This is a genomic window from Micromonospora sp. MH33 (genome assembly GCF_003013775.1).
GTDB lineage: Bacteria > Actinomycetota > Actinomycetes > Mycobacteriales > Micromonosporaceae > Micromonospora > Micromonospora fulviviridis.
In genome coordinates this window covers 1-12,252 of record NZ_MUYZ01000215.1, presented here as the reverse complement: position 1 = coordinate 12,252, position 12,252 = coordinate 1, and the positions used below count along the sequence as shown (strand labels likewise).

Sequence of the window (12,252 nt, the reverse complement as noted above, 5' to 3'; positions counted from 1 at the left end):
GGTGGCCGGCGGGGGCGGCTGGAGCGTACGCACATGCTCTCCCTGGGGTTCAGCGGGTGGTGAAGCCGCCGTCGACGGTGAGGACGGAGCCGGTGACCTGCCGGGACTCGTCGGAGGCCAGCCAGACGGCGGCCGCCGCGACATCCTCCGGCTCGATCAGGGCGTTCATCGGCTGCGCCTGGAGGAAGGTCTCCTCGTGCTCGGCGACCGGCACGTCGAGGGAGCGGGCGATCTCGGAGAGCATCCGCCCCTCCACCGCGTGGTCGTCGCGGACCGAGCCGGGGCAGAGCGCGTTGACCCGGACCTTCATGGGGGCGTAGTCCAGCGCGGTGGCCCGGGTGAGGCCGACGATGCCGTGCTTGGCCGCCACGTACCCGGCGAAGTGCCGGTAGCCGACCAGCCCGGCGGTGGAGGCCACGTTGACGATGCTGCCGGCGCGGCGGGCGGTCATCACCTTGCCGACGGCCTTGGTCATCCGCCAGGCCCCGGAGAGGTCGACGTCGATCATGAGGGACCACTCGTCCTCGGTGATCTCGTCGGCGGTCTTCCCGGACGGCGCCGCGATGCCGGCGTTGTTGACCAGCACGTCGACCGTGCCGAAGCGATCGCAGGCCTGCTGCACGGCGGCCACCAGCGCGGCCAGGTCGCGGACGTCGGCGCGGACCGGCAGCACGGCGGCACCCTGGTCGCGGCAGAGCGCGACGGTGTGCGCGAGCTGGCTGGCCGTGCCGAGCGGGTAGGGCACTCCGGGCAGGTCCTCGGCGCGGTCGAGCAGCACGAGGTCGGCGCCCTGGGCCGCGAAGGCGGTGGCGCAGGCCCGGCCGATGCCGCGCGCCGCGCCGGTGACGATGGCGGTCTTCCCGGCGAGCCGCGCCGCGCCGGTGGTGGTGGCGTCGGCGCTCATCCGCGGGCCAGCTCGCTCTCGATGAGCCGCAGCAGCGCGGCGGCGTCCTCGGTGAGGTACATGTGCCCGCCGTCGACCTCGACCTGGGTGAACTCGCCGCTGGTCGCCTTGCTCCACTCGCCGGTCTGCGCGGTGGTGACCAGTTCGTCGTCCCGGCCGTGCACGGCGGTGATCGGCACCGGCAGCGGCTCGTCGCCGCCCGGCCGGTAGTTCTCGTGCATCTCCACGTCGGCGCGGAGGATCGGCAGGATCAGCTCGCGCATCTCCTCGTCGGCGAGGGCCTCGTGGTCGTAGCCGGCGAACTCGCGTACCCGGAGCAGGAAGTCGTCGTCGGCGAGGCCGGTGGCCCGGTTGGTCCGTGCGGTCCACGGGCCGGGGCTGCCGCTGACGATCAGCCGGGTGACCGGGACGCCGCGGGCGACCAGCCGGTGCGCCAGCTCGTAGGCGAGCACCGCGCCGAGGCTGTGCCCGAAGAGCGCGACCGGCCCGTCGACCTGCTCGACCAGGCCGGGCAGGAGCCCGTCGGCGGCCGCGGCGACGTCGGTGTAGGGCTCCTCGGCGAGCCGCCACTCGCGCCCGGGCGGCTGCAGCGCGACGATCCGCAGCCGCTCCCCGACGAGCGCGGCCCACGGGTGGAAGAAGGAGGCGCCGGCGCCCGCGAAGGGTACGCACACCAGCGAGGTGGGTTGCATGTCGTTCCTCTCTCCGTTGGGGTGGGGCGTCAGGCCGACGGTCCGTCGTCGGGCAGCCAGGCCGCGACGGCCTGCCAGACCTGGCCGAGGATGTCGGGGCGGACCAGTTCGTCGTGCGAGCAGGGCAGGGCCCGTTCGGTGACGGTGCCGGTGACGTGCCGGGCCCACCGGCCGGCGACCGGCTCGCCGTCGGGGGCGCTGTCGGTGGAGGTGAGCAGCAGCGCGTCGCCGTCGAACACCCGGTAGCGGTGCCCGGCGCGGACCACGGTGTTGTTCTGCACCACGCGGGCCAGGAGGCCGACCTCGTCGTCGGAGAAGCCGGCGATCACGTGCCCGAACTCGGCCCGGATCAGCTCCTCCCAGGGCACGTCCCCGGCCGGGGCCTCGGGCTCGTCGTCCTCGTCGGGCGGGTAGGAGTCCATGATGACCAGGAACACCCGCTCGCCCTGCTCGCGCAGTTGCACGGCGATCTCGTGGGCCGGCGCGACCCCGAAGGAGAAGCCCACCACGAGGTACGGCCCGGACGGCTGCACCGCCCGCATCCGCGCCGCGTAGTCGGCGGCCATCTCGCGCAGCGAGGGGGCGAGCGTCCCGATGCCGTCGAGGCCGCTGGCCTGGAGGCCGTAGATCGGGTACGCCTCCGGCACGTGCCGGGCCAGCGGCAGGTAGCACCAGCTCAGCCCGCCGGCGGGGTGGACGCAGAACAGCGGCGGCCGGTCGCCGCCGGTGCGGATCGGCAGCAGCACGTCGAGCGAGGCCCGCACCGAGGAGAGGCTGAGGGCGTTCATCAGCCCGGTGACGGTGGGGCTGGCCATCACCTCCTGCACGGTGACCGAGATGCCGCGGACCTTGAGCCGCTGCACCAGGGCGACGGCCAGCAGCGAGTGCCCGCCGAGGGTGAAGAAGTCGTCGTCGACGCCGACCGTGGGCAGGCCGAGCACCTCGGCGAACGCCTCGCAGATGCGTTCCTCCAGCACGGCGAGGGGGCCGGGGGCGACCCGGGCGGTCCCGGCGCCCGCCCCGGGGGTGCCGGGCGCGGGCAGGGCGGCCCGGTCGAGCTTCCCGTTGCCGGTCAGCGGCAGGCTGTCGAGTTCGACGAAGGCGGCCGGCACCAGGTACGCGGGCAGCCGCTCCTCGACATGCGCGCGCACGGTCTCGGTGACGGACTGACCGGCCTCGGCGGGCACCAGGTAGGCGACGAGGCGCTTGTCGCCGGGGGTGTCCTCGCGGACCAGCACGGCCGCCTGCGCCACCGCCGGATGCGCGGCGAGCACGGCCTCGACCTCGCCCGGCTCCACCCGGTAGCCGCGGATCTTCACCTGCTCGTCCGCGCGGCCGAGGAACACCAGCTCCCCGTCCGGACTCCAGCGCACCTGGTCGCCGGTGCGGTACATCCGCTCCCCCACACCGCCGTACGGGTCGGCGACGAACCGCTCGCCGGTCAGCCCCGGCAGGCCGGCGTAGCCGCGGGCCACCCCGGCCCCGGCCACGTACAGCTCACCGGGCACACCGACCGGGACGGGCCGGAGCCGGTCGTCGAGGACGTACACCCGGGTGTTGTCCAGCGGGCGGCCGATCGGCAGGACGTCGCCGACCTGGCCGGGGTCGGTGACCTCGTGGTGGGTGGCGCAGAGGGTGATCTCGGTGGGGCCGTACATGTGCCGGACCTGGACCCCCGGGTTGGCGTCCAGGACGCGGCGGACCGCCGGGGCGGGCACCACGTCGCCGCCGGTGAGGACCTCGCGCAGCCCGGCGAAGCAGGCCGGATCCTGCTCGGCGAGCACCCGCAGCAGGCCCGCCGTGACGTGCACGTGGGTGAGGTCGTGGGAGGTGATCAGGTCGCGCAGCACCGCCGGTTCGATCGCGCCGGCCGGGGCGACGACCACGGTCCCGCCGGACAGCAGCGGCACCCAGATCTCGTACGTCGACGCGTCGAACGCGTGCGGCGCGTGGAACAGCACCCGGGGCGTCGCACCCCAACCCCGGTCGTACGCCAGGCGCACCACGTCCCGGTGCGTGGTGACCACGCCCTTCGGCACCCCGATCGAGCCGGAGGTGTACATCGAGTACACGGCGGCCGACGGGACCACCGGGGGCAGCGCGACTCCGGGAGCCTCCTCGTCGGTGTCGGCGGCGACGATCACGAGGTCGCCGGCCGTGGTGACGAACTCGTGCCCGGCGGTCGGCGCGTGCACCAGGACCACCCGGGCGCCCGCGTCGGCGGCCACCGTGCGCATCCGGGCGAGGGGCCAGGCCACGTCCAGCGGCAGGTAGACGCCGCCGGCCCTGACCACGGCCAGCAGCGCCACGAGCAGCTCGGCGGAGCGTTCCAGCACCACGGCCACCGGCGACTCCGGGCCGACGCCCGCCGCGACCAGCCGGCGGGCCAGCCGCCCGGCCCGGGCGTCCAGCTCGGCGTAGGACAGGGTCACGTCCCCGGCCACCACGGCGGTCCCGTCCGGGTCGGCCGCCACCCGGGCCGCGAACGCCTCGACCACCGACACGTCGGCCACCGGCGTGGCCGTGTCGTTCCAGTCGACCAGGACCTGCCGCCGCGCGGCCGGGTCGAGCACGTCGACGCCGGTGAGCGGGAGGTCGGGTCCGCCGTCGAGCCCGGCCTCCAGCGCGTCCACGAGGTTCGCGGTGGCGGTCGCCAGCAGCGCGCAGACCGCGTCGGGGCGGACCGGGGAGACGGCGTTGACGTTCACCCGCAGCCCCGCGCCGTCGTCGTCGACGGCGACCGACAGCGGGTAGTTGGTGCGCTCCCGCATGGACAGCGCGCGGATGCCCTCGATCTCCTCGTCGGCGTGCGCCGCGGCCTGGCCGGGGGTGTTGTGCCGGTAGTTGAACAGCGCGGTGAACAGCGGCGCGCTGCCGGCCAGGCCGCTGGCCTGCTGCGCGGTGGTGAGCAGCGCGTGCTCGTGTTCCAGGAGCGCGGCGAGCTGGTCCCGCATCGCGGTGACCGCGGCCGCCGCGCCGGTGCCGCCGACCCGGACCCGGACCGGCAGGGTGTTGATGAACGGGCCGGGCACCCGGTCCGCGCCTGTGCTCAACCGGCCGAAGAGGATGGTGCCGAACACCACGTCGTCCCGGCCGGCCACGGCGGCGAGGACCCGGGCCCAGGCCACGTGCAGCACGGTCGCCGGGCTCACCCCGAGCCGGCGGGCCACGTCCCGGACCCGCGCGGACACCTCGGGCGCCAGCGGCAGCCCGGCGCGGACCAGGCCGGCGCCGTCGCCGTGCACGTCGAGCAGTCCGTACGGGGCGGTCGGCTCGGTCACGTCGCCGAGCAGGTCGGCGAAGTAGCGCCGGTGCTCGTCGGTGGAGATCCCGCCGCGGGCCTGGGCGACGAAGTCGCGGAACGGCACCGGCGGGGGCAGCTGGTCGCCGCGGCCGAGCAGGATCGCCCGGACCTCGTCGAGCAGCACCTCCAGGCCCATGTGGTCCTGGACCATGTGGTGCACCCGGAGCAGCGCCAGCCAGGTGCCGTCGGGGCGGGGGGTGCCGTGGATGCTCAGCAGCGGCGCCGCGCCCAGGTCCATGGCCAGCCCGACGGTCTCCCGGAGCCGGTCGGCGGGGTCGCCGTCGCCCGGGTCGAGGGTCACCTCGTGCACCGGCAGCGTGGCCTGGCGCCACACCACCTGCACCGGCTCGCGCAGCCCCTCCCAGACCACCGCCGAGCGGTACACGTCGTTGCGGTCGATGACCTGCTGCAACGCCGCCACGAAGGCGTCCAGCCGGGCCCGGGAGTCGAACTCCACGAGGGCCGGCATGACGTAGACGTCCTCGCGGTCCTGGCCGGCCATGAGGTGGTGGAAGAGCATGCCCTCCTGGAGCGGGGCGAGCGGGTAGACGTCGGCGACGTTGGCCGCGCCGCCCGCCACGCTGGCGGCCACCGCGGCGATCTCCTCGTCGGTCAGCTCGACCAGCGGCAGCATCTCCGGGGTGATCCGGTCCGCCCCGGCCGGGATCCGGTTCGCCGGCACGGCCAGCTGCTCCCGGCCGGCGGCGGCGGCCAGCCCGGCCACCGTCGGGGTCTGGAACAGCGCCCGCACCGACACCGACACGCCGCGCTGCCGCAGCCGCTCGACCAGCGTGACGGCCAGCAGCGAATGCCCGCCGAGGGCGAAGAAGTCGTCGTCCACGCCGACCGCCGGCAGCCCGAGCACCTCGGCGAAGACCGCGCAGATGGTCTCCTCGCGGGGGGTCTCCGGGCCGCGCCCGGCGCCCGCGCCGGCACCGAACTCGGGCGCCGGCAGGGCCCGCCGGTCGAGCTTGCCGTTGGCGGTGACCGGCAGCGCGTCGAGGACCACCACCGCGGCCGGCACCATGTACGCGGGCAGCCGCCCGGCGAGGTGCCCACGGACCGCCTCGGGAAGGCCGGCCGCGTCGACGTCCGGGTGGGCCGGTACGACGTAGCCGACCAGCCGCGGGTCGCCCGGCACGTCCTGGCGGGCCAGCACCACGGCCTCGGCCACGTCCGGGTGGAGGACCAGTGCGGCCCGCACCTCGCCCGGCTCGATCCGGAAGCCGCGGATCTTCACCTGCTCGTCGGCCCGGCCGGCGAAGACCAACTGGCCGTCCGCCGACCAGCGGACCCGGTCGCCGGTGCGGTACATCCGCTGCCCGCCGGTGTCGAACGGACAGGCCACGAAGCGTTCGCCGGTGAGCCCGGCCCGGCCCAGGTAGCCGCGCGCGAGCTGGCTGCCGGCCAGGTACAGCTCGCCGACCACGCCCGGCGGGACCGGGGTGAGGTGGTCGTCGAGGACGTACGCGCGGGTGTTCGCGATGGGCCGGCCGACCGGCGGGACGCCGGCCACGTCGTCGTCGGTCCACCAGGCGGTGGCGTAGACGGTGGCCTCGGTCGGGCCGTAGATGTTGGCCACCCGGACGCCGGGCAGCGCGCCGCGGACCCGGTTGACCGCCGACGCGGTGAGCGCCTCGCCGGCCAGCACCACCGTACGGGCGGCGGCGCGCACGTCGTCGCCGAGGACCCGGGACAGCGCCGAGGGCACGGCGCTGATCAGGCTCGCCGACCAGCCGGCGCCCGCCCGGTCGGTGAGCGCGAGCAGGTCCGGGACCACCTCGATGCTGCCGCCGGAGACCAGCGGCCCGAACAGCTCGAAGACCGACACGTCGAAGGTGAACGAGGTGGCGGCGAGCACCCGGGAGAACTCCTCCCGGCTGAACGCCCCGGCCGCCCAGGTGAGCAGGCCGACCGCGGTGCGGTGCTCGATCACCACGCCCTTGGGCCGGCCGGTGGAGCCGGAGGTGTAGATGACGTACGCCCGGTGCCCGGGCAGCAGCGGGGCCCGCCGGTCGGCGTCGGTGAGGTCGGCGTCGGTGAGGTCGGCGCCGGGCAGGCCGGCCAGCTCGGCCGCGACGGCCGGGTCGTCCAGCAGCACGGTCGCCGGGGCGCCGGCGGGCAGCGCCGCCGCCGGGCCGGTCGCGGTGAGCACGCAGACCGCCTCGGCGTCGCCGAGCAGGAAGCCGATCCGGTCCGCCGGGTACGCCGGGTCGACCGGCAGGTACGCCGCGCCGGCCTTCCAGACGCCCAGCAGGGCGGCGATCGTGTCGGCCGAGCGGGGCAGGCAGACCGCCACCACCGACTCGGGTCCGACGCCCCGGCCGACCAGATGCCGGGCGATCCGGTTGGCCCGGGCGTCCAGCTCGGCGTAGGTCAAGCGGGTCGCGCCGCAGGTCACCGCCGTCGCGTCCGGGGTGCGGGCCACCTGGGCCGCGAAGAGCGCCGGCACGGTGGTGTAGGGCACCGGCAGGGCGGAGTCGCATCCGCCGGCGAGCACCGCCCGCCGCTCGTCGGAGTCGAGCACGTCGACCTGGCTGACCCGCAGGTCCGGGTCCTGGGTGACGGCGTCGAGCACCCGGACCAGGCGGTCGGCGATCCGTTCCGCCGAGGCCGGGTCGAACAGGTCTGCGGCGGCGATCAGCGCGCCGTCCAGCCCGGCGGGCGAGCCGTCGGCGTCGAACGCCTCGCCGATGGTCACCTCCAGGTCGAACCTGGCCGCGGTGAGCCCGACCGGCAGGCCGCCGGTGCGGGCCCCGGCGAGTTCGCCACCCGCCGGGGCGGTGTTCTGGAGGGTGAGCATCACCTGGAAGATCGGGTGCCGGGCCAGCGAGCGGGCGGGAGCCAGCTCCTCGACCAGCCGCTCGAACGGCACGTCCTGGTTCTCGTAGGCGGCCAGGCCGGCGGCGCGGACCCGGGCCAGCAGCCGGCGGAAGGTGGGGTCGCCGCTCAGGTCGGTGCGGATCACCAGGGTGTTCACGAAGAACCCGACGAGCTCGTCGAGCGCCTGGTCGGTGCGGCCGGCGATGGCCGAGCCGATCGGCACGTCCCGGCCGGCGCCGAGGCGGGACAGCAGGGTGGCGAAGGCGGCCTGGAGCACCATGAAGACGGTGACACCCTCGGCCCGGGCCACCTCGCGCAGCCGCTCGTGCACCTCGGCGGGCACCCGCAGCGGCACGTCGTGGCCCCGGTGGCCGGCCTCGGCGGGGCGGGGCCGGTCGACCGGCAGCTCCAGTTCCTCCGGCGCGCCGTCCAGGGCGGCCCGCCAGTAGGCGACCTGCCGGGCGAGGACGCTCTCCGGGTCGTCGTCGGCGCCGAGCAGGTCCCGCTGCCAGAGCGCGTAGTCGGCGTACTGCACCGGCAGCGGGGTCCACTCGGGAGCCCGGCCGGCGCGGCGGGCCGCGTACGCGGTGGCGAGGTCGCGGGCCAGCGGGGCCATCGACCAGCCGTCGCCGGCGACGTGGTGCACCAGCAGCACGAGCACGTGCTCGGTCGGGCCGGCGGTGAACAGCCAGGCGCGCACCGGCAGGTCGACGGCGAGGTCGAAGGGGGTGGCCGCCGCCTCGCCGGCCGCGTCGGCGAGCCGGTCGGCGGGCGTCTCGACCACGCTGAGCGCGAAGCCGCACCCGTCGAGCGGCAGCACCCGCTGGTACGGCTCGCCGTCGGCGACCGGGAACACGGTGCGCAGCACCTCGTGCCGCTCGACCACGTCGCGCAGCGCGGCGGCCAGCGCGGCGGTGTCCACCGGCCCGTCGATCCGCTGCGCGAGGGGGATGTTGTAGGTGGCGTTCGGCCCTTCGAGGCGGCCGAGGAACCACAGCCGCCGCTGCGCGTACGACAGGGGCACCCGGTCGGGACGGGGCCGGGCGGTGAGCGCCGGCCGGTCCGGCGCGGCGGCCCGGGCGAGCCGGTCGGCCAGGCCGGCCGGGGTGGGCGCCTCGAACACCGCGCGGATGGGCAGTTCCGTGCCGAGCACCACCCGGACCCGGCTGACCAGCCGGGTGACCAGCAGCGAGTGGCCGCCGAGGGCGAAGAAGTCGTCGCCCGGCCCGACCGTGGGCCGGCCCAGCACCTCGGCGAAGACGCCGCAGAGGATCTCCTCCCGGGCGGTGGCCGCCGGCCGGCCGCTCCCGGCGCTCGGCTCGGGGGCGGGCAGGGTGGCCCGGTCGACCTTGCCGTTGGCGGTCAGCGGCAGCGCCGGCAGCGGCACGACGGCGGCGGGCAGCAGGTAGTCGGGGAGCCGGTCGGCGGCGTGCGCGCGCAACGCGGCAACCAGGGCGTCACCCGGCGTGGACGGGTCGGTCGGCACCACGTACGCGACGAGCCGCTTCTCGCCGGGGGTGTCCTCGCGGACGGTGACCACGGCGCGGGCCACGTCCGGGTGGCCGGCCAGCACCGCCTCGGTCTCGCCGGGCTCGACGCGGAAGCCGCGCAGCTTGACCTGCGCGTCGGCCCGGCCGACGAAGACCAGCCGCCCGTCGGGGTCGCGGCGCACCCGGTCGCCAGTGCGGTACATCCGCTCCCCGGGCGTGAACGGGCAGGCCACGAAGCGTTCCGCGGTCAGGCCCGGCCGGCCGGCGTAGCCCCTTGCCAGGCCGGCGCCGGCGGTGTACAGCTCGCCGACCACCCCGGCCGGGACGGGCCGCAGCGCCTCGTCGAGGACGTACACCCGGGTGTCCGGGATCGGCGCGCCGATCGGCACCGGCCCGGAGGGCTCGTCGGGGCGCACCAGGTGAACGGTGGTGAAGGTGGTGTTCTCCGTCGGGCCGTACCCGTTGACGAGCTGGACGTGCGGCAGCCGCTCCAGCAGGGCGCGGCAGTGCGCCGGGGAGAGCACGTCGCCGCCGGCGAACAGCCGGCGAAGGCCGGCCAGCGCGGTGACGTCGGCGTCGACCACCTCGTGGAAGAGACCGGCGGTCAGCCAGAGCGTGCTGACCCGCCGGTCGGTGAGGAAGGCGCGCAGCTCGGCCACGGACAGCGCCCCGGGCGGGGCAACGGCCAGCGTGGCGCCGGTGAGCAGGGCGCCCCAGATCTCGAAGGTGGCCGCGTCGAAGGAGACCGAGGCGAGCTGCGCCACCACGTCGCCGGGGCCGAGCGGGGCCACCCCGGGGGCGCGGACCAGCCGGTCGATGGCCGCGTGCGGCACCACCACGCCCTTGGGCCGCCCGGTGGAGCCGGAGGTGAACATGACGTACGCCGGGTGGCTGGGGCGGAGTCCGGCGGGTCCGGCCGGGTCGGCGGCGTCGAGCGCCGCCCGGGTGGCCGGGTCGTCGAGGACCAGCCGGTCGACCGCCACCGGCAGCACGGTGGTCACCGCGCTCGTGGTGAGCAGCAGCCGCGGCGCGGCGTCGGCGACCATGTCGGCGATCCGGCCGGCCGGGTAGCCGGGGTCGACCGGCAGGTAGGCGCCGCCGGCCTTGAGGACGGCCAGCAGCGCCACCACCAGCTCGGCGGAGCGGTCCAGCAGCACGCCGACCACGGTCTCCGGCCCGACCCCGCGGTCGCGCAGCAGCCGCGCCAGCCGGCCGGCGCGGGCGTCCAGTTCGGCGTACGTCCAGGCGCCGGCCGCGTCGACCAGGGCGACCCCGTCCGGGGTACGCGCGGCCTGCGCGGCGAACGCGGCCGGGACGGTCAGCGCCGGCACGCCCCGGCCGGTGCGGTTCGGCTCCTCGACCAGCCGCCGGTAGCCGTCGTCGTCCAGCACCGGCACCGCGGCCAGCGGGGTTTCCGGCGCGTCGGTGAGCGTGGCGACCAGGTGCGCCAGGCAGGTGTGCAGCAGCGCGCACACGTCGTCCGGGTCGGCCGGGGCCACCGCGTCGACGCTGAGCAGGAACCGCTCCCCCAGGTCGTCGACGGAGACGGTGACCGGGTAGTTGCTCCGCTCCCGGGAGGCCACCTGCTCGATGCCGTCAACCCCGTCGTCCGCGGGCCCGCCCGTTGGCGGCGCGCTGTGCCGGAAGTTGAACAGCGCGGTGAACAGCGGCTGCCCGTTCGGCACCCCGCTGGCGGTCTGGGCCAGGGTGAGCGGGGCGTGCTCGTGCGCCAGCAGCTCGGCGAGCTGGACGCGCAGGGCGGCCAGCGCGTCGCCGGTGCCGCCGTCGAGCCGGACCCGCACCGGCAGGGTGTTGATGAACGGGCCGAGGACCCGGGCGTCGCCCCCGCCGGCGCCCAGCCGACCGGAGAGGACGGTGCCGAAGACCACGTCGTCCCGGCCGGTGAGGGCGCCGAGGACCCGCGCCCAGGCCAGGTGGAACAGGGTGGCCGGGCTGACCCCGTGGGAGCGGCCGAGCCGGCGTACCCGGGCGGCCAGGTCGTCGGCGACGAAGCGCTGCGCGCCGCGCAGGTCGGCGGCGTCGCCGTGCGCGTCGGTCAGGCCGTACGGGGCGGTGGTCTCGGTGACGTCGCCGAGCAGGGCCCGGACCGGTCAGGAACGCCAGCACCTCGGCGAGCAGCGCCTCCAGGGCGGTGTGGTCCTGCACCAGGTGGTGGATGCGCAGCAGGCCCAGCCAGCGGCCGGTGCCCGGCTCGGCGGCCACCCGCATCCGCAGCAGCGGCGGGCGGTCCAGCGCCAGCCAGGCGCCGCCGTCGGCGAGCAGCGCGGCGACCGGGTCCGCGGCGCCGGCCAGGCTCACCTCCTCCACCGGCAGCTCGACGTGCCGGGCCACCACCTGCACCGGCTCCCGCAAGCCGGCCCAGACCACGGCCGTGCGGTAGATGTCGTGCCGGCGCACCACCGCCGACAGGGCGGCGAGGAAATCGTCGAGCCGGTCCCGGGTGGCGAACCGGAGCACGGTGGGCAGCACGTAGACGTCGTCGCCGTCCCGATCGGCCATCAGGTGGTGGAAGAGGATGCCCTCCTGGAGCGGGGCGAGCGGGTAGACGTCGGCGACGTTGGCCGCCCCGCCGGGGACCGCCGCGACCACGGTGGCCAGCTCCTCCGGGGTCAGGTCGACCAGGGGAAGCATCTCCGGGCCGAGTTCCCGGGTGCCGTCGGGGATCCGGTTGGGCGGCACGGGCACCGACGCGACGCCCGTGGCGGCGGCCAGGCCGGCCGGGGTGGGGGTGGTGAACAGCGCCCGCACCGGCACGGTCACGCCGAGTCCGCGCAGGTGCTCGACCAGGGCGACGGCGAGCAGCGAGTGCCCGCCGAGGGCGAAGAAGTCGTCGTCCACCCCGACGGCGGGCAGGCCGAGCACGGCGGCGAAGGCGGCGCAGAACAGCTCCTCGCGGGCGTCGGCGGGGGCCCGGCCGGCCGCCGCCGCGCCGGCGTGGTCCGGGGCGGGCAGCGCCCGGCGGTCCACCTTGCCGTTGGCGGTCAGCGGCAGCGCGTCGAGCACCACCACCGTCGAGGG

3 protein-coding genes and 1 pseudogene are annotated in these 12,252 nt (G+C 76.4%); all 4 read right to left on the bottom strand.

Annotated elements, in window-relative coordinates:
* Nucleotides 1–49: 49 nt before the first annotated feature.
* Nucleotides 50–904 carry an SDR family oxidoreductase gene (locus B0E53_RS25880; RefSeq protein WP_107078423.1) on the bottom strand — a complete coding sequence of 285 codons (855 nt, stop codon included), beginning with the start codon at nucleotides 902–904 and terminating at the stop codon, nucleotides 50–52.
* Nucleotides 901–1,596 (bottom strand): alpha/beta fold hydrolase, encoded by a 696-nt coding sequence (locus tag B0E53_RS25875; protein WP_107078422.1) that lies wholly within the window; start codon nucleotides 1,594–1,596, stop codon nucleotides 901–903. The genes B0E53_RS25880 and B0E53_RS25875 overlap by 4 nt, the downstream gene beginning before the upstream one ends.
* Before the next feature lie 29 nt (nucleotides 1,597–1,625).
* Nucleotides 1,626–11,210 (bottom strand): non-ribosomal peptide synthetase, encoded by a 9,585-nt coding sequence (locus B0E53_RS39660; protein ID WP_246835590.1) that lies wholly within the window; start codon nucleotides 11,208–11,210, stop codon nucleotides 1,626–1,628.
* A 139-nt stretch (nucleotides 11,211–11,349) separates the two neighbouring features.
* Nucleotides 11,350–12,201, bottom strand: a pseudogene (locus B0E53_RS39655) (condensation domain-containing protein); the annotation flags it as partial.
* Between the last annotated feature and the right edge of the window lie 51 nt (nucleotides 12,202–12,252).

Coding starts and splice junctions, on each gene's coding strand:
- B0E53_RS25880 (WP_107078423.1), bottom strand. CDS start 904: ATGAGCGCCGACGCCACCACCACCGGCGCGGCGCGGCTCGCCGGGAAG.
- B0E53_RS25875 (WP_107078422.1), bottom strand. CDS start 1,596: ATGCAACCCACCTCGCTGGTGTGCGTACCCTTCGCGGGCGCCGGCGCC.